The 17,631-nt window shown below is 65.7% G+C and carries 18 protein-coding genes and 2 pseudogenes; 11 read left to right on the top strand and 9 right to left on the bottom strand.

Annotated elements, in window-relative coordinates:
- Nucleotides 1-63 precede the first annotated feature (63 nt).
- The 3 genes from TQ98_RS07640 (at nt 64) to TQ98_RS07625 (ending at nt 2,253) form a co-directional block, all read left to right on the top strand.
- Nucleotides 64-855: a helix-turn-helix transcriptional regulator gene (locus TQ98_RS07640; protein ID WP_044874751.1), complete on the top strand. Its 792-nt coding sequence runs from the start codon at nt 64-66 to the stop codon at nt 853-855.
- 129 nt (nt 856-984) lie between these two features.
- Complete coding sequence (locus TQ98_RS07635) at nt 985-1,215, top strand: hypothetical protein (protein ID WP_044874750.1); 231 nt, start codon at nt 985-987, stop codon at nt 1,213-1,215.
- Between the two features lie 528 nt (nt 1,216-1,743).
- Nucleotides 1,744-2,253 (top strand): DUF417 family protein, encoded by a 510-nt coding sequence (locus tag TQ98_RS07625; protein ID WP_044874748.1) that lies wholly within the window; start codon nt 1,744-1,746, stop codon nt 2,251-2,253.
- 39 nt (nt 2,254-2,292) lie between these two features.
- Here TQ98_RS07625 and TQ98_RS07620 read toward each other — a convergent pair whose 3' ends face one another.
- Nucleotides 2,293-3,144 carry an AraC family transcriptional regulator gene (locus TQ98_RS07620; RefSeq protein ID WP_044874747.1) on the bottom strand — a complete coding sequence of 284 codons (852 nt, stop codon included), beginning with the start codon at nt 3,142-3,144 and terminating at the stop codon, nt 2,293-2,295.
- 163 nt (nt 3,145-3,307) lie between these two features.
- Between TQ98_RS07620 and TQ98_RS07615 the strand changes: the two genes are divergently transcribed.
- Both TQ98_RS07615 and TQ98_RS07610 read left to right on the top strand, forming a co-directional pair.
- On the top strand, nt 3,308-4,192 hold the full coding sequence (locus tag TQ98_RS07615; RefSeq protein ID WP_044874746.1) for a LysR family transcriptional regulator: 885 nt from the start codon (nt 3,308-3,310) through the stop codon (nt 4,190-4,192).
- Nucleotides 4,193-4,380: 188 nt separating this feature from the next.
- A complete protein-coding gene (locus TQ98_RS07610) occupies nt 4,381-5,217 on the top strand; it encodes a bifunctional allantoicase/(S)-ureidoglycine aminohydrolase (RefSeq protein ID WP_044874745.1) in 837 nt (278 codons plus the stop codon).
- 66 nt (nt 5,218-5,283) lie between these two features.
- Here the strand turns inward: TQ98_RS07610 and TQ98_RS07605 are convergent.
- Nucleotides 5,284-5,487: pseudogene (locus TQ98_RS07605) on the bottom strand (LysR substrate-binding domain-containing protein); the annotation flags it as partial.
- A 9-nt stretch (nt 5,488-5,496) separates the two neighbouring features.
- On the opposite strand from TQ98_RS07605, the pseudogene TQ98_RS07600 reads away from it, so the two are divergent.
- Nucleotides 5,497-5,637, top strand: a pseudogene (locus TQ98_RS07600) (flavodoxin family protein); the annotation flags it as partial.
- Between the two features lie 30 nt (nt 5,638-5,667).
- On the opposite strand, the gene TQ98_RS07595 reads toward TQ98_RS07600, so the two are convergent.
- From TQ98_RS07595 to TQ98_RS07580, 4 genes are all read right to left on the bottom strand, one after another.
- Complete coding sequence (locus TQ98_RS07595) at nt 5,668-6,519, bottom strand: CAP domain-containing protein (protein ID WP_044871498.1); 852 nt, start codon at nt 6,517-6,519, stop codon at nt 5,668-5,670.
- 177 nt (nt 6,520-6,696) lie between these two features.
- Nucleotides 6,697-8,460, bottom strand: coding sequence for a diguanylate cyclase (locus tag TQ98_RS07590; RefSeq protein WP_103102905.1), 1,764 nt, complete (start codon nt 8,458-8,460; stop codon nt 6,697-6,699).
- A gap of 218 nt (nt 8,461-8,678) precedes the next feature.
- Entirely contained in the window at nt 8,679-9,428 is a 750-nt protein-coding gene (locus TQ98_RS07585) for a TIGR01458 family HAD-type hydrolase (protein WP_044871501.1), read from the bottom strand.
- Between the two features lie 26 nt (nt 9,429-9,454).
- Nucleotides 9,455-10,126: a twin-arginine translocation pathway signal protein gene (locus TQ98_RS07580; RefSeq protein ID WP_044871502.1), complete on the bottom strand. Its 672-nt coding sequence runs from the start codon at nt 10,124-10,126 to the stop codon at nt 9,455-9,457.
- Nucleotides 10,127-10,338: 212 nt separating this feature from the next.
- Between TQ98_RS07580 and TQ98_RS07575 the strand changes: the two genes are divergently transcribed.
- The 3 genes from TQ98_RS07575 (at nt 10,339) to TQ98_RS07565 (ending at nt 11,942) form a co-directional block, all read left to right on the top strand.
- Nucleotides 10,339-10,815 (top strand): YbhB/YbcL family Raf kinase inhibitor-like protein, encoded by a 477-nt coding sequence (locus TQ98_RS07575; RefSeq protein ID WP_044871503.1) that lies wholly within the window; start codon nt 10,339-10,341, stop codon nt 10,813-10,815.
- A gap of 193 nt (nt 10,816-11,008) precedes the next feature.
- Nucleotides 11,009-11,713 carry a YebC/PmpR family DNA-binding transcriptional regulator gene (locus TQ98_RS07570; protein ID WP_044871504.1) on the top strand — a complete coding sequence of 235 codons (705 nt, stop codon included), beginning with the start codon at nt 11,009-11,011 and terminating at the stop codon, nt 11,711-11,713.
- Nucleotides 11,691-11,942, top strand: a complete 252-nt coding sequence (locus TQ98_RS07565) for a hypothetical protein (RefSeq protein ID WP_044871505.1) — start codon at nt 11,691-11,693, stop codon at nt 11,940-11,942. The genes TQ98_RS07570 and TQ98_RS07565 overlap by 23 nt, the downstream gene beginning before the upstream one ends.
- 59 nt (nt 11,943-12,001) lie before the next feature.
- Here TQ98_RS07565 and TQ98_RS07560 read toward each other — a convergent pair whose 3' ends face one another.
- A complete protein-coding gene (locus tag TQ98_RS07560) occupies nt 12,002-12,901 on the bottom strand; it encodes a DMT family transporter (RefSeq protein WP_044871506.1) in 900 nt (299 codons plus the stop codon).
- A gap of 131 nt (nt 12,902-13,032) precedes the next feature.
- Here TQ98_RS07560 and TQ98_RS07555 point away from each other — a divergent pair, with 131 nt between their 5' ends.
- Nucleotides 13,033-13,470: an Lrp/AsnC family transcriptional regulator gene (locus TQ98_RS07555; protein WP_044871507.1), complete on the top strand. Its 438-nt coding sequence runs from the start codon at nt 13,033-13,035 to the stop codon at nt 13,468-13,470.
- A 54-nt stretch (nt 13,471-13,524) separates the two neighbouring features.
- Here the strand turns inward: TQ98_RS07555 and TQ98_RS07550 are convergent, their stop codons facing one another.
- Nucleotides 13,525-14,451: a universal stress protein gene (locus TQ98_RS07550; RefSeq protein ID WP_044871508.1), complete on the bottom strand. Its 927-nt coding sequence runs from the start codon at nt 14,449-14,451 to the stop codon at nt 13,525-13,527.
- 710 nt (nt 14,452-15,161) lie between these two features.
- On the opposite strand from TQ98_RS07550, the gene TQ98_RS07545 reads away from it, so the two are divergent.
- A complete protein-coding gene (locus TQ98_RS07545; RefSeq protein ID WP_044871509.1) occupies nt 15,162-17,015 on the top strand; it encodes an ABC transporter ATP-binding protein/permease in 1,854 nt (617 codons plus the stop codon).
- Between the two features lie 162 nt (nt 17,016-17,177).
- Here TQ98_RS07545 and TQ98_RS07540 read toward each other — a convergent pair whose 3' ends face one another.
- Nucleotides 17,178-17,501: a carboxymuconolactone decarboxylase family protein gene (locus TQ98_RS07540; RefSeq protein WP_044871510.1), complete on the bottom strand. Its 324-nt coding sequence runs from the start codon at nt 17,499-17,501 to the stop codon at nt 17,178-17,180.
- Nucleotides 17,502-17,631 lie beyond the last annotated feature (130 nt).

Raw genomic sequence — 17,631 nt, 5'->3', positions numbered from 1 at the left:
AAGTATGCGTTTTGCCCGGGATTTTCCTATCCCGTCGAGTGATTAACCCCAGGGGGTACACGCATGACGCCGACGCTCCAGGACATGGCCTGGCACCGCTCCGCCGGCCAGTTGATCGAGCATCTGGACAGGCCGGATTTCTGGCGCGCGCTGAGCCGGCTGATCGGCGAATACGTCGCGGTCGATACCTGGGTGGCGCTGTTGTTCAGCGACGGGCGCCCGTACGCGTTCGCCGAAAGCCCCTACGAGGGAGACGGACCCGACCCGCTGTTCCACGACTACATCAAGGGGCTGTACCTGCTCGACCCCTTCTACATCGCCAATCGGGAACAGCCGGCCACCGGGCTGTTCCGCCTGGCCGACGTGGCGCCGGAGCGCTTCAAGGACACGGAGTACTACAACCTCTACTTCACCCACTACGTGGAGCAGGACGAGGTGCAGTACAACGTGCAGCTCGACGAGACGCGTACCCTTAGCCTCTCGCTGGGGAGCCGGCAACGCTTCACGCCGGAGCAGATTTCACTGCTGGAGATGATCCGTCCCTGGGTGGTCGGGCTGATGCGTCAGCGCATGTTCTTCGAGGGCGCGATGGCGGAAAGCACGCCTCGCCAGGCGCCGCGCTGGCAGGACAACCTGGAAGAGGCCATGGAGCGCCTCGGCACGCCACTGACGGCTCGCGAACTGGACGTGATCCGGCTGATTCTCAGCGGCTGCTCCAACAAGGAAGTGGCCGGCAAGCTGGCCATCTCGGCGGAGACGGTGAAGGTCCACCGCCGTCATGTCTACGCCAAGCTGAACATCAAATCGCCGCAGGAGCTGTTTTCCCTGTTCCTCAAGGCACAGACGGAAGCCTGAACGGCCCTTGATCCTGCGCAGGCGCACCGGCCCATCGGCCATCTCAATCGCCCGCTCATGCCATCGTTCCCGTGAGGCGGCATTCCCCGAACTACCCTCTGGTTGTTGCCGATCCACCGGAGCTGAACAATGAGCACGAACGACAAGCTGAACCTCGACGAACTCAGCCTGGAACCCATCGAGCCGATCAAGGCGGTGCCCTCCAGCGGTGGCAAGGCGGTATTCCAGATCGATACCCGAAGCGGCGAGGATCGGCGCAAATCCGCTGATCGCCGCCAGTCGATTCGCTTCGAGAAAGACCGCAGGCAAGGCAACAGACGCGGAAAAGTCGACCCCTGGAGTCAAAACACCGATCGCTGATAACGGTCGGCGCACAGCGCATTGCCATGGCGGGGGCTCGCTGCTAAAGCGGAAATGTCATTCGGAAATCCGATTCGACCATGAGCAACGGTGGCAGATCGTATCCCCGCCTGTTCGATCTCAATCTACCGGGAGCCATGGTCATCGCCCTCTCCTCTTCACGTCCCAGACGATGCCTGCCCCCACCTTGCTGAAACCGTTCTGGCGCTCTCGCCCGCCACGGGCCGCCAGCTCTTGAATGCCAACAAGCGCCACGGCGGCTGAACGATCTGCATCGAACTCCGTACGTTCGGAACCCAACGGGACGCGCCACACGGCGAGACTCTCTCCAACCCGACGCATACCGCGCGGGATCAGCGGGAGATGACTCATCAACGACTCGAATCCGATGGAAATCTGATGGCCCCTGGCGTGACGGGCGCGCAGCGACGACCCCGTCGTCTTCACGCAGGTTGCAATTCTTGACCACAGTCCCATGGCCACACGATCGCCGGGACACCCCTTAGCCAGAACACGGGAAGCAGATCAATGAACACCTTGAATATCACCCACCGAGACACCCACGCACTGTCGAACCAGCAGTCACCCGGGGCGCTGACCACGGCGGTCGGCATCTACGGCGCCTACTTCGCCCTCGCGGTCATCTATTTCTGGTTCGGCGGCATGAAGTTCACACAGTACGAAGCCGAAGGACTGGTGCCACTCGTGAGCAACAGCCCGCTGCTGGGATGGGTTTACGACCTGTTCAGCGTGAGGACCTTCTCGAGCCTGCTCGGTGTCCTGGAAGTCTCCATCGGCTTGCTGATCGCGGGTCGACTGGTGTCGCCGAAGCTTTCGTTGGTCGGTGGTGCGCTGTCCGCCGGCCTGTTCGTCACCACGCTGACCTTCATGATCTCCACCCCCGGCGCGATCGAGCCCAGCCTCGGCTTCCCTGCCATCAGCGTGGCGCCGGGCCAGTTCCTCCTGAAGGACCTGGGGCTGCTCGCCGCTTCGATATTCGTCGCCGGCCATTCACTGAGCCGCCTGGAAAACCGCTGAACCACGCCCTCGGAACCGGGCCTGAACGCGCCACTGCGCTCAGGCCCCGTCCTCCACCAACCGCCCCGAGTCAACCACGGATTTCAGCCAGTCGCGGGGGCTGCAGCCGGTCTTACGGCGGAACGCCCGGGCCAGCGCCGAGGGACTTTCATAACCCACCTCGTCGGCGATCAGCGCAATCGGCCGCCCCTCACGCAGGCGCTTCTGCGCAAGACTGATCCGCCAGCTCAGCAGGTACTCCGCGGGCGTCTGTCCGATCACGGAACGGAAATGCTCGGCGTAGGCAGTGCGCGACATGTTCGATTCAGTCGCCAGTTCCGCGACCGACCAGGCGTGCCGGGGCGCCTCGTGCATCCGTACCAGCGAGCGGGCCAGTCGCGAATCGGCCAGCCCGGCCATCATCCCGGTGTTCAGCTCCCGACTATCCAGCAGGTGCCGGAGCAACAGGATGATCAGCAGTTCGAACAGGCGATCGAGCACCGCCTCCCTGCCGCAATGCCCGCCCGCCGCCTCGCTGAACAGCCACCTCAGCGTGTCGGCCAGCAGCGGCAACTCATCGAGGGGCAGCACCAGCAGGTCGGGAAGCGAAGCGGACAGCGGGTTACCCGCGCCGCCGTCGAACGCCATGGAGGCGCATAGCAGCCGGGCGCCTTCAGGCTCACCCGGAATGAGTTGGTGCCGGCTTGGGCGGGGCAGGAAAATCAGGCTGGGTTGGGTAAGCAGCAGGTCGGCCCCACGGGGGCCCCGCAGGCTGAGGCGGCCCTCCTGCAGGAGGTGGATGTGCCCGCGCTGGTCAGCGCCATCGTAGGTGGCCGCGCCGCACAGCTTGCCGCTGTGGAACAGACTGGCTCGGACGCCGAATTGGGATAGCAGGGTCGACAGGCGGTCCATAGGGCACCCCATAGCCGGCCATGGAGAAGCGGAATCATAGCACCGGGCATCCGGGGCCGAATGCCGTGTCCGACCGCCTCGGTTCTACACTGCGCCTGAGGCGTTGCCGGGGCGGAAGCGAACTGCTAAAAGCAAAATCGACATTCACAAAACCAATACCGCCATGAGTGAAAGTGACAAATCGAATAGCCGCCTGTTCGACCTCGACCTGCTGCGGGCCATCGTCACGGTGGCCGACTGCGGCAGCTTTACCACGGCCGCGACGCGCCTTCACTCCACCCAGTCCACCATCAGCCAGAAGATCCGGCGCCTGGAGGAGATGGCCGGGCATCGGCTGCTGGAGCGTGGCAACCGCGACGTGCTGCCCACCGATGCCGGCGAGACCCTGCTGGCCTACGCACGGCGCCTGCTGGCCTTGAACGACGAGATGGCAGAGGCGCTGTCCGGCGCCACCGTGGCACTGACGGTGCGCATCGGCGTGCCGGACGATTTCGCCAGCGGGCGCACTACGGAGCAATTGGCGGCCTTCAACCGCCGCTACCCACAGGTGAAGCTGGAGGTCACCAGCGGTCTCAGCCGCGACCTCAGCGCCAGCTACGACCGTGGCGAACTCGACCTGGTGCTCCTCAAGCAGCGCCAGAACAGCCGCGAGGCGGTGGCCTGCTGGCCGGAGAAGACGCGCTGGGTGGATAGCGCCAAGAACCCCTGCATCGACCTCGATCCAGTGCCCATCGTCACCTTCCCCCCGCGCGGGGTGTACCGCGACGAGATGATCAACGCCCTGGAGTCGGTGGGCCGGCGCTGGCACGTCAGCTTCACCAGCTCGAGCCTGAGCGGCATCCAGTCGGCCATCGCGGACGGCATGGGCATTGGCCTGCTGCCGCTGCGCGCGGTGACGGCGGACCACGCGGTGGTGCCGAAGGACATCGGCCTGCCCTCGGTGGATGTGTTCGAAGTGGCGCTGCTCCATCGCCCGGCGGCGGACCCGATGGTCAAGGCGCTCGCCCAGGTGCTGTCGCGGGTCCTGGCCCAGGACACGCGCGGCTGAACGACCGCTCATTCGCATTCGTAAATCGAATACGGCGGATTCCAACATTTAATTTGTGCATGAAATCGCCGCTGGATATCGTGGTTGTCAGCGACGGTCAGCGCCCCTGGTGGCGCACCGATCTGCCCGGTTTGTTCGCCCCGGTGCCGCATGCGCCAGGCAGCAAAACAACAATGAGGAAATGCCCCATGTCCAAATCCAGCTACTACGCGCCGCACGGCGGGCACCCGGCACAGACCGAGCTGCTCACCGACCGCGCGATGTTCACCGAAGCCTACGCCGTGATCCCCAAGGGCGTGATGCGTGACATCGTCACCAGCCACCTGCCCTTCTGGGACAACATGCGGATGTGGGTCATCGCCCGCCCGCTGTCCGGCTTCGCCGAGACCTTCTCCCAGTACATCGTCGAGCTCGCCCCCAACGGCGGCAGCGACAAGCCTGAGCAAGACCCGAACGCCGAAGCCGTGCTGTTCGTGGTGGAAGGCGAGCTGACCCTGACCCTGCAGGGCCAGGTCCATAACATGCAGCCGGGTGGCTACGCCTTCATTCCGCCGGGCGCCGACTACAAGGTGCGCAATACCTCCGGCCAGCACACCCGCTTCCACTGGATCCGCAAGCACTACCAGAAAGTGGACGGCGTGCCGCTGCCGGAAGCCTTCGTCACCAACGAGCAGGACATCCAGCCGCTGGTCATGCCGGACACCGAAGGCCGCTGGAGCACCACCCGCTTCGTCGACATGAGTGACATGCGTCATGACATGCACGTCAACATCGTCAACTTCGAGCCGGGCGGCGTGATCCCCTTCGCTGAAACCCACGTGATGGAACACGGCCTGTACGTGCTGGAAGGCAAGGCCGTTTACCGCCTGAACCAGGACTGGGTCGAAGTGGAAGCCGGCGACTTCATGTGGCTCCGCGCTTTCTGCCCGCAGGCCTGCTACTCCGGCGGCCCTGGTCGCTTCCGCTACCTGCTGTACAAGGATGTGAACCGCCACATGCGCCTGACGCTGAATCAGCCGCATTGATCCACCTCGACGGGAGCCCAAGGGCTCCCGTTGTCGTTCTGGCCTCTGGACCAACCGCCTACCTGGTAGGGTGCGCCGCCGCAGGTTGGGCGGCGAGCCCTCGACCGTGTGGAAGGTCAGGTCGATTTCCCCCTGTTCGGCCTGCCGGGCGATGCGCGCCGGCACCCTCTCCACCACGGCCAGCCGGGTTCCCGGTGCTCGTGTCCGCAATCCGGCCAGGGCCGGTAGCAGGATGGACGACTCGCCGTAGTCGGTTGCCGCCACGCGCCAGGTCTGTTGCGCCTGGACAACCTATGGCGGACCGCCCCCATTCCCTACCGCAAGCAGAATGCCGGCGACTACGAGATTCCCGCCCTCACCCTTCGCGCAGACCTCGCCCAGGGCGAGAACGGCTTCGCCGCCCATATCGACCAGGGCTGAAGGCGAGACGCGCCTCCGGATGACGGGGATCTACGGCGCGCCGAACAAGGCCGTCCAGTAGATACCCGCATCGCTCTTCGGGTCCACCGCGTAGGCCGCACCCAGTTCACTGAATTGCGGGTTCATCAGGTTGGCGCAGTGGCCCGGGCTGGCCAACCAGCCGTCGACCACCTTGCTCGCGGTATCCAGGCCGGCTGCGATGTTCTCGCCAATCTCGCGGCCCACATAGCCGGCCAGCTCGGCGCGGTCGCCGGGGGTGCGGCCGTCGCGGTCCTTGTGATCGAAGAAATTCTGGTTGGCCATGGCGCGGGTGTGGTCCTGGGCGGCGGTGGCCAGGGTGGCGTTCCAGGTCAGCGGGCCGGCGGCCTGGAAGGATTGGGAGCCGCACTGGCGCGCCTGGGCGCGTGCGGTGTTGATCTGTTGCAGCAGCTTCTGGCCCTCCGCCTGCCAGTCGCCCAGGCCGCCTGCCAGCAGCGGCCGCGCCAGCACGATGCGCCAGTCGACGCCCTCGCGGCTCACGCCGACATCGACGAACTGCGGGTCCAGCACCACCTGGCAGAAGCTTTCCTGCAGCGCCTTCATGGCGGCTTGGGCATCACGCGGGCCGGAGAGATTGATCGCCTGGACGTTCACCAGCGGATAGGCCGTGCGCGACAGCGCCTGTTGCAGGTCGCCGATGCCGCCCGCCGGCAGGATCAGGCGTGGGTCGGCGTTCAGCGGCGGCAGCTCGGAGGAGGCCTGGCCCGCACAGCGCTGCACTTCACTGCGGTAGGCGTTGATCGAATCGATCAACTGCGTTTCCTCGCTGGCCACGGCGAGGGTGGCGAACACCAGCCCCAGCGACACGCAGGCAAGACGCGAAACGAATGACATGACGCCCATGGAAATCTCCTTCTCCTGACTGCGCCCATGATGCGCGATTAGGCCAAACTCTATGCGAAGTCGTTCCCACGGCAGCGGGAATTTGCCCAAGGGGCCATCAGGACCGCGGGCAGTGATCGATGCGCAAGAGGCCAATGGGAAACGCGATCCAGATTCGACACGAATGAACCGCGCCCTTCAATGGCACTCGATACGGTTGCGGCCGCCTCGCTTGGCGCGGTACAGCGCCATGTCGCTACGTGACAGCGTGACTTCGGTGCTCGCATCGGTGGCGTTGACGACGGTAACGCCGATGCTGACGGCCAGGGGAATCCGCTCCTCCGCAATCAGCACCGGGGATTTGGCGAGTTCGCTCTGGATGCGCCGGGCGAAGGTGACGGCCTGGTCGATATTGGCCTCGCTCAGCACCACCGCGAACTCCTCGCCGCCCATCCGTCCCGCTGCGTCGGTCTTGCGCAGCTGCCCACGCAGGATCGCCGCGAAGTGGCGCAATGCCTGGTCACCCACCGAGTGCCCCCAGCGGTCGTTGATCGCCTTGAAGTGGTCCAGGTCCAGCATCAGCACGGTCGCGCAATGGCCCGCCGAGCGCTGCACCCTGGACAGCTCGGTGTCGAGCAGCTGCATGAAGTGCCGGCGGTTGGACAGTTGGGTCAGGGAGTCCGTGGTGGCGAACACCTGCAATTCGGCCTCGACCTGCTTCCACTCGGTGACATCGGTGATGAAGCCGTGCCACAGCACACTGCCGTCTTCCAGGCGCCTGGGCCGGGCATCGCCCTGGCGCCAGCAAATCCCCCGCCCCGGCAATTGGACGCGGTACTCCAGGTGCCAGGGCGTCAGATCCTTCGCGGATGCCTCGAAGGAAGCGAGGTACGGCGCCAGGTCGTCCGGGTGGATGATCCCGTGCAGCGCCTCCCCGCTTGCCGCCAATTGCTCCGGCGTGAGGCCGTAGATGTCCCGAACCCCGGCGCTGGCGTAGGAAAAGAACGAGCGGCCATCGGGCAGGCGCTGGTACTGGAAGGCCATGCCTGGAATCTCGTTGGTCAGGTCGGTCATCAGCGCGGCGGTCTGCTGCACCTGTTCGGACAGCCTGCGCATGGCCGTGACGTCCGTGGTGGTGCCGATCATGCGCAATGCTTTACCCGTGGCATCACGCTCGACCACCTTGCCGCGGCTGCACACCCACTTGTAGCTGCCGTCCCGGCAACGCAGGCGATGCTCCACTTCGTAGACGCCGATTCGTTGCTCGAAGTGGGCCTGCATGGTCGCTTTCACGTACTCCAGATCGGCGGGATGGACCCGCGTGTAGCTCTCCTCGATGTGGTTGCCGACTTCGTGCTCGGCGTAGCCCAGGAGCGTTTTCCAGCCGGTGGAGTAATAGATGTCACCGGTGGCCACGTTGCGGTCCCAGATGCCAGTACCGCTTCCGGCGATGGCCAGCGCCATGCGCCGCTCGCTCTCACGCAGCACCCCCAGCTCCCGCTGCAGACGGGCGTCGGCCTCATCCCGCGCAAGCAGTTCGGCGGCAAGCCCGGCGAATTCATGGAAAGCCTGCCGCTGGGGCGCGTCCAGCTCCCGAGGCTGGTCGTGCAGCAGGAACAGCCTGCCGATCACCGTACCGGCCGAGTCCTGCAGTGAGCAGACGGCGAGAAAGCGCACATGGGGCGCACCCGTCACCCATTCATGGTGGCGGAAGCGTTCGTCGCAGTGGGCATCGGGAACCACGAGCAGGGCATCGGAGTGCCCCTGGACCACGCCAAGGGGGCCGACCCGCAAGACGCCGCGCAGGGCCAGGCCATCGCAGCTCCTGATCTGCGGCTCCCCGACCCCGGTCGTCAGCAGCGCGGCCATGACCCCGAAATGTCGCCGGGCCAGGCGGGTCAGACCATCGAATCGCTCATCGTTGGCGCTCTCTGGCGCCTCAAGAGAAAACAGCGGTTGCATGTGGACTCTGCCTCGCCGGGACTGGAAATGCCGCCTGGCGTGATCGGCCATGGGAAATTGCAGTCTAGCCATAATGGCAATCTGGTGTCATTTCGCTGACGCGAACTCGGCGGACGTTGCGGAGCATCAGCCCCTCCCCGCTTTCAGGCCAAAGAATCGGCGCGGCGTAGCATCCAGGCACTGCCGGTTGCCCATGCTTGCGCACCTCGCCGCAGGGCTCAGCAAAAGCGCGCCACGGCCTCGGCCAGATCGGCCGCCACCCAGGCCGTGGGCGCCCGCAACTCGTCGCCTGCGCGGTACTTGCCGGTGCGCACCAGGCACGCCCGCAGGCCGCCCGCCAGCGCGCCCTGAACATCCGCGATAACGTCATCGCCAATCATCAAGGTGGCCTCGGCGCTTGCCCCCAGGTCTTCCAGGGCGCTGGCGTAGAAGGCCGCGGAAGGTTTTCCCAGTACCAGCGCCGTGGTACCGGCGGCGTATTCCAGGGCCCGCACGAAGGGGCCGGCGTCCAGATGCAGGGCGCCCTGACCACGGAAGTAGCGGTTGTCGCCCATGCAGATCAGCGGCGCGCCATCGAGCAGCAACTGGAAGGCGCGGTCGAGGTGGGCATAGTCGAAGCGCATTTCCGCGTCGCCCAGCACCACGGCATTGGGCTCGGGCAGATCGAGCAGGTCGGCGAATTCGTCCTCCAGCCCCGGGTGGATCAGGCAGTACGGACGCAGGCCCGCCATTCGCACGTGGCGAAGCACGGCCTGGGGCGAGGTGAAGATCTGTTGGGGTGTCACGGCGAAGCCCATGGCGGTCAGTTGCCGGTGGATCGCCGCCCTGCCCTGGCGCGAGGTATTGGTGATCAGCCGCAGGGGGTAGCCCTTGTCCTGGAGCTGTTGCACGGCCTGCAACGCACCCGGGAGGGGACGGTCGTCCTCGTACAGCACTCCGCTGATGTCGAGCAGCACGGCTTGCAGCATGAACCTGTCGCCCCTTTGTTGGAGACTCAGAACCCCCTGGCGAGGACGAAGTCGTACACGCCGCGACGCAGCTTTCCGTCCTGCTCCAGCGTAATGACGTTGGAAGGCTTCTCCCCGGCCCAGGGGTCCTTGGCGATGAAGGGGTCTCCCTTGAAGTAAAGCTGCATGGTCAACGGCACGTGCAGCGACTCCATGACCCGGAAGTGGATATGCGCCGGCCGTGTCATTCCGGCGTACTTTTCCAGGCCGGGAAGGTTCGGCGGGATGGGATAGCGCCCCGGCACCACCGTCTCGATCCGGTACCGCCCCTGCTCGTCGGTATAGAGCATTCCCCGCAGGTGGAAGCGTTCGTTCTCGGTGAAGTTGCCGGGCTTCTCAGTGTCGTACAGGCCGGCGCTGTTGGCCTGCCAGACTTCGACCAAGGCGCCGGGAAGGGGCGTCTTGCAGTCCTCGCTGAACACGGTGCCGGTCACGATCAGCCGCTCGCCGGGCTCCTCTGGCCCTGCCAGTCGGGCCTGGAATGGCACGCCGAAGCGATAGTAAGGGCCGAGGATATCGCCGTCGGTGGGCCGGCAGCCTTGCGTGGCGGCGAAGAGCGGGTGGGCCAGCAGGCCGCCCCCCAGCACCACGGCGCTGTCGCGCAGGAAGAGGCGTCGCGAAATGCTGCGGCCTGCAGCCGGGATTCGATGCTTGTCCAATTCTGCCTCCCGCGCGGATGCCCTCACTGGGTGTATGCCTGATCAGTCTAGGCAGCGCCCCCTGTGCCAGCCAGCAGCCCGTCTGCTCCAGCCGCCCGCCAGGCGGTTCACTATGCTTTCAGGTAGCTCCCGACCACGGCCTGCCTGCCGAGGCCGGCCGTCGCTGTTGCGGTCTGCTGCTGAATCCACCTGGCTAACTGGGAGATACGGCCATGACCTTCCGCCTTAGCTCCACCGCATTCGCCCCCGATGGGACCATCCCCGACGTGTACACCTGCGACGGCCGCGACGTCTCGCCGCCGCTGAACTGGACCGAGCCCCCCGCCGGCACGCGCAGCCTGGTGCTGATCGTCGACGACCCGGACGCGCCTGACCCCGCCGCACCGAAGATGACCTGGACCCACTGGATGCTCTACAACCTGCCACCCACCGCCGGCATCCTGCCCGAGGGCGTCGCGGACAGCGACCTGCCGCCGGGCACCCTGCAGGGGCTCAACGACTGGCAGCGCACGGGCTACGGCGGTCCCTGCCCACCCATCGGCAACCACCGCTACTTCCACAAGCTGTACGCGCTGGACAAGGAGCTCGTCGACCTGCGCCGCCCGACCAAGGCGATGCTCGAACATTCGATGCAGGGGCACGTCCTGGCCCAGGCGGAGCTGATCGGACGCTATCAGCGGCATCGCTAGCGCGATGTCGCGGCGTGTCCGGCCGCTCTTCCTGTAGGGTGCGCTGCGCGCACCGATCGCCTCGCACGGAGGTTCAGGTACGCACGGCGCGCCCTACGGGCAGCGTCCGACCCGACGAGCCAACTGGCAGGCGCCCCCGCCGCCCCAGTAGAATCTCCGCCCGTTTCCAACCCGAACCAGCGAGAGAGCCGTCATGGGCGCCCAGTGGAAAGCCAAACCGAAAGAAGCCGCCGCCAACGCCCGAGGAAAGATCTTCGGCAAGCTGGTGAAAGAGATCATGATCGCCGCCCGTAACGGCGCCGATCCGGACATGAACCCCAAGCTGCGCCTGGCCGTGCACCAGGCCAAGAAGGCGTCCATGCCCAAGGACACCCTGGAGCGCGCCATCAAGAAGGGCTCCGGCCAGACGGGCGAAGTGGTCAACTACGAGCGCACCCTCTATGAAGGTTTCGCGCCCCATCGCGTTCCGGTAATCGTCGAGTGCCTGACCGACAACGTGAACCGCACCGTCGCCGAAGTACGCGTGCTGTTCCGCAAGGGCCAGCTGGGCACATCCGGCTCGGTGTCCTGGGACTTCGACCACCTGGGCATGATCGAGGCCGAGCCGGCCGGCGCCGATGCCGACGTTGAACTGGCCGCCATCGAAGCCGGTGCCCAGGACTTCGAAGCCGCCGAGGAAGGCGCCACCCTGTTCTACACCGACCCGACCGACCTGGACGCCGTGTGCAAGGCCCTGCCGGACTTCGGCTTTGCCGTGCAGTCGGCGAACCTGGGCTACAAGGCCAAGAACCCGGTCAGCCTGTCCGGCGCCGAGCTGGAAGAAGTGGAAGCCTTCCTCGAAGCCCTGGACAACCACGACGACGTGCAGAACGTCTATGTCGGCCTGCAAGCCAACTGAGCCCCAGAGCCGCCGGCAGTTCCACCAGGAACACGCCGAGCAGGCCCTTGCCGAAGCGCTGCGCCTCCTGGCACAGCGCGACGCCATGGGCCCGCGCTGGCTGGCCTGGGTCGCCACCGAGCTCTACCACTTCAAGCCCTCCGCCTTCGCCAACATGGTGCGTCGCGAGCTGGAACGCCTGAACACCGCCGACCGCCAGTTCGGCCAGGCCTCCAAAGAAGTGCACTAAGCGGCACTGCACCTTAGGGTGGGCTTCAGCCCACCGCCCGACGTTGGGCCATCCCCCGCCTACGATTGCACCGGTGCCGAGCGGCGCAGACCGAAGCTCCAGCCCTGCTGCATCCCCAACGCCGCGATGAGGATGGCCGCCACGCCCACCCATTGCAGCAGTTCAAGGTGGCGGCCGAAGGCGAACCAGTCCACGAAGATCGCCGCGATCGGATAGACGAACGACAGCGCGCCGGTCAGGGCCGTGGGCAGCTTCTGGATCGCGCCGTAGAGCAGCACGTACATCACGCCGGTGTGGACGATGCCCAGGGTCAGCAGGATCGACCAGGTGTCGCTACCCTGCGGCAGGCTGGAGAGGTTGGCCATCGGCGCCAGCAGCAGCACGCCGGTGCAAACCTGGATCAACGCGATCAGGTGCGGCGGCACGCCGCCCAGCCACTTGATGATCAGCGCCGCGATGGCATAGAGCAGCGCCGCCCCCAGGGCCAGGGCAATGCCCGCCAGGTAATTGCCGCCGCCCTCCCCCTGCCCGCCGTGGGCGCTGACAATGGCCAGCATCCCGGCGAAGGACACCGCCAGCCAGGCCAGCTTCTGCGCCGTGATCTTCTCGCCCAGGAACAGCGCTGCCAGGCCCACGAGTATGAAGGGCTGGACGTTGTAGATCGCCGTGCCGATGGAGATGGACGCCCGCGAGTAGGAGGCGAACAGCAGCACCCAGTTGCCGACGATGGCCACGCCACTGAGAACCGCCAGGAGGAAGGTGGTGCGGGTCAGGATGCCGGGGCGCAGGAATCCCATCGTTGCGCAGATCACCAGCAGCGTCGCCGCGCCGAACAGGCAGCGCCAGAACACCACATCCAGCACCGGCTGGCCGGAGAGCATCACCAGCGCGCCGATGGTGCCGGAGATGAGCATGGCGACGACCATTTCCAACGAACCGCGATGTATTGATTTGTCCATGATGGGGCTCCTCTGTATGGGGCACAGTATGACGAGCCTGATCAGGGCAACTCCATGCGAAAGCGAAGGCGTATTTCAACAGCTACCTTTACTATCAAGGCACTTTCACAAAATCACCTAACGAGACATCCATGACCGACGACATCGACCAATTGCTGATCGCCGCACTGATGGAAGACTCCCGCCGCTCCCTCAAGGCCCTGGCACAGATCAGCGGCCTCTCCTCCCCCAGCGTCGCGGAACGTCTGCGCAAGCTGGAGGAGCGCGGGGTGCTCAGGGGCTACACCGTGGAGGTGGACCCGAAGGCCTTCGGCTACCAGCTCCAGGCCATCGTCCGCATCCGCCCCCTGCCCGGCCAATTGCAGGAAGTGGAGCGGCAGATCGCGGGCATCCCGGAATTCACCGAGTGCGACAAGGTGACCGGCGACGATTGCTTCATCGCCCGCATGTGCGTGCGGTCCATGGAGCAGCTGGACATCCTGCTGGACCGTATCAATGTCTATGCCGAAACCAGCACCGCCATCATCAAGAAGACACCGGTGAAGAGACGGCTGCCACCGATGGCGTGAGGAGCGCCCCTCTCCCACAGGGAGAGGGGGACGCGTGTTGCCGGCCGGGGACCGCTACACCGGTCGGTGATGGTGGTTGTAGGGCCAGGACGACAGCGCGTCTTGCTGCTGGAGCCCTTGCGGCGGCGCCGCCAGTTCTTCCAGATGGGTGATGATGTCGTCCGGCTTGAGCACCAGGACATCGCTCTCCAGCCTGTCGAGCACCATCTCGGCGGTGTTGCCGATCAAGGCACCGGCCAGCCCGGTGCGGGCCACGTTGCCGATCACCGTCAGCGCAGCCTTGAGCTTGTGGGCCACCTGCGGAATCAGGATGTCGGGCGCCCCTTCTTCGATATGCAGGCGTTCGTCATCGATGCCGAACTCCTGCTGCAGCGTCTTGCACTGTTCGCGGTAGAACGCCTGGATGCTTTCCTTGCGCTGGAACATCGGGTCGTACGCCGACAGCATGGGGTAGGGATGGGCGCTCATCATGTGCAGCCTGCCGCCGGCCAGCTCGGCGATGTCATAGCCGTGGCTGACGATGCCGGCATGGAGGACCCGATGCTCGATATCGCTGCTGCCCACGTCCACCGCAGCGAGAATGGTGCCGTTGGCCCAGGATTCGGCGGATTTCACGATCAGCACCGGACTGGGGCAATAGCGGAGCAACTTCCAGTCCTCCGGGGTGAGGACCGACTTCGTCAGGGGGTTGTCGGGCAGGTGCTGCTTGATCACCAGTCCGCAGCCCTCCGCCTGCTGCGCGGCAATCACCGTCTGGTGCGGGTTATGGTGCCAGGCCCTCTCGGCGCTGACACTGAACCCCTCCTTTTCCAGGGCACCTCGCACATCCTCCAGTTGGGAGGACAGGTCGGGATGCTTGTCGCAAACGAGCAGGTGCAGGTGCGACCGGGTAGCGCTGGCGATCATTCTGGCCCGGTTCAGGATGAGCCCCTCCGATTGCTGCGGGTCGAGTACGACCAGGGTGTTGCGGATGGTATGCATCGTTATCTTCCGCCCATGTTCGATCTTTGGGTGGACGGGGGCACGACACTGTCGCGGGTGCCCCTGCGAGCGAACCTGACGCATTGTGCGTCGCCCTAGCCGCTCCGTCCGTCAGTCGGAAGCGCATCCGTCGACGTCCTGCTCGCGACAGCCGGGGTCAGGTCCACCGACGCGCTCCAGTGACTGTGCCTGGACCCCGCCGGAGCTGAAGATCACGGACGTGCCGCTCCTCCCTCATGCCACCACGGAAACCGCTTCCACAGCGCAAGCGCTGCTCTTTCACTGAATCCACATTGAGAGGGCAGCACCGTTCCCGCATCGGGCCCGGTACCGAAGGAACGACAGCCTCCCCGCGAGGGCACGCCCGTCTTCACTTGTCGCGGCTCGACGGGCACGCACAAACACCCCCTTTCATCGATCACGGGGTGCCGTGGGGAGCGTTGCAATATGGGAGGGCACGAGTGGGTAGGCCCTGCTCGCTCAAGGGCGAAGTATGGTGGCCGGCCGGCATCACAGCGAGGCAACTGGTCGCCCCACCTAGGCGATTTGCGCTCCAGGCAGGACGGGCTTACTTCGAATCGGTTCAAGGCGAGTGCCGTGGAGCGCTGGAAGGGCCAGAGTTTCAGCCGGGTCCGCCGCGGGAATTCCAGCGCGCCCCATGACTGGAGTAAGGTCGCCACCAGAGTTCTCATGAAAGGAAGGCGGGCACGATGACAGCCCTCGACAAGCAGCCGGCCCCGCAGGACGCGGCCGGCGACAAAGACACTGGTACCGGGCCCGTCGCACGCAAAGCCGGTTCCCGTGGCGATGCCGCCGTGATCGCGGCCTTGCTGCCCTACCTGCGACCCTACCTCGGGCGCATCGCCCTGGCGCTGGGGCTGATCTTCGCGTCCAAGCTGGTCAACCTCTACGTTCCGGTGGCGCTCAAGCAGATCGTCGACCAGCTCAATATCGAGCCCAGCCTGCTGGTGCTGCCGGTGGGCCTGTTGCTGGCCTACGGCGCGTCGCGCATCGGCGTCACGCTGTTCACCGAGCTGCGCCAGGTGGTGTTCGCCCGAGTGATGGCGCGGGCGTCGCGGCAGATCACCCTGAAGGTGTTCCAGCACCTGCACGGCCTGAGCCTGAAATTCCACCTCGGTCGTCGCACCGGCGGCGTGGCCCGGGACGTGGAGCGTGGCGGCAGCGCAATTTCCGACCTGCTGGACTGGACGCTCTACACCATCGTCCCGACCGTGCTGGAAGTCTTGCTGGTGACCGTGGTGCTGGTCTGGGCCTATGACTGGGGCTTCGCCTTCATCACCCTCGGCACCCTGGTCGCCTATAGCGTCTGGACCTTCGCCGTGACGGAGTGGCGCACCCGCTTCTACCGTGCCTCGGTGGAAGCCGACACCCGCGCCAACGAGCGGGCGGTGGACTCGCTGCTCAACTACGAGACGGTCAAGTACTTCAACAACGAAGCCCACGAGGCCAAGCGCTACGACGAGAACCTGCGCTCCCTGGAGAACGCCAAGGTCAAGGCCACCAAGTCCCTGGCGCTGCTCAACCTGGGCCAGACCGCCGTCGTTGCCATCGGCGTGACGGCGATGATGTGGCGAGCCGCCGCCGGCGTGGTCAGCGGCCAGCTCAGCATCGGCGACCTGGTGCTGGTGAACGCCTACCTGCTGCAGCTTTCCGCGCCCCTCTTCGTGCTGGGCATGATGTACCGCGAGGTGAAACAGGCGCTGACCAACATGGAACGGCTGTTCGGCCTGCTGGACGAGCGCCAGGATGTGCAGGATGCCCCCGGCGCGACTGCGCTGGTCACCACCTGCCCTCGGGTGCGCTTCGAGAAGGTGTTCTTCGGGTATGACCCACGGCGGGAAATCCTCCACGGCGTGGATTTCGAGATTCCACCCGGCGGCACGGTGGCAGTGGTGGGCCACTCGGGCTCGGGCAAGTCCACCCTGGCCCGTCTGCTCTACCGTTTCTACGACGTGGACGCCGGGCACATCCGCATCGATGGCCACGACCTGCGCGAACTCACCCAGGCCTCCGTGCGCGGCGCCATCGCCATCGTTCCCCAGGACACCGTGCTGTTCAACGACAGCATCTACTACAACATCAGCTACGGCCGCCCCGAGGCCAGCCGCGAGGAGGTGGAGGCCGCCGCTCGCGCCGCGCACATCCACGACTTCATTCTGCGTCTGCCCGATGGTTACGAGACGCAGGTGGGCGAGCGCGGGCTCAAGCTGTCGGGCGGTGAAAAGCAGCGCGTGGCCATCGCCCGCGCCCTGCTGAAGAACCCGGCCATCCTGATCTTCGACGAAGCCACCTCGGCCCTGGACTCCAAGTCGGAAAAGGCCATCCAGACCGCCCTCGACCGCATCCAGGTCGGCCGCACCACCCTGGTGATCGCCCACCGCCTCTCCACCGTGATGGACGCCGACCAGATCCTGGTGCTCGACGCCGGCCGGGTAATCGAGCAAGGCACCCACCGCGAACTGCTGGAAGCCGGCGGCACCTACGCGCAAATGTGGCTGCTCCAGCAGCAAGAGCCCGAAGCCGCCGGCTCGCCCACACCGTAGAAGGTGGTTTTACAACGCGAACCCCGTCGATGGCGGGTCGATGGGTTTCGCTCCGCTCTACCCATCCTACGGGCCACATTGCGCCCCCTCCCCAGCCGAGGGCAAAGGTCCGCTCCGTAGGATGTGGTGGAGCAACGCGATACCCATCGATCACGCAGCCACCTAAGGAGCAGGATCGAGCACATCCCCCGCCCAGCTCAGCGCCGCCACCACGGTCGGAAAGCCGATGGTGCTGGTCAGCGCCAGCAGCGCGTGGTGGATCTGTTCGGGGGTGGCGCCGGCCTCCAGGGCGCGACGGGTATGGCTGTGGACCGCGCCTTCGGAATGAGTGGCCGCCGCAGCGGCGAGCTGGATCAGTTGCAGGCTGCGCTCATCCAACGGACCGGCCTGGCGCACGACGGCGCCCAGTGTTTCAACCGCCTGGAAGTACGCCGGGTGCAGTTTCTTGAAGCGTTTGTAGGTTTCGAGTTCGTGCTTGCGTTCCATGGGACCACCTCGCGAGGGCATGCCCTTTCAGCTTAGGTTTCCTGGGAAAAGGTGCTTCGCCCCAGGAACCAGTAGCGATGACACGTTCTATGGTTAAGAGACCCGCCCCCCGCCGCTGGGAGAACCTTGG

This window comes from Pseudomonas sp. LFM046 (genome assembly GCF_000949385.2).
In the GTDB taxonomy this organism is placed as follows: domain Bacteria; phylum Pseudomonadota; class Gammaproteobacteria; order Pseudomonadales; family Pseudomonadaceae; genus Metapseudomonas.
This window is presented reverse-complemented; position numbering and strand designations above follow the sequence as displayed.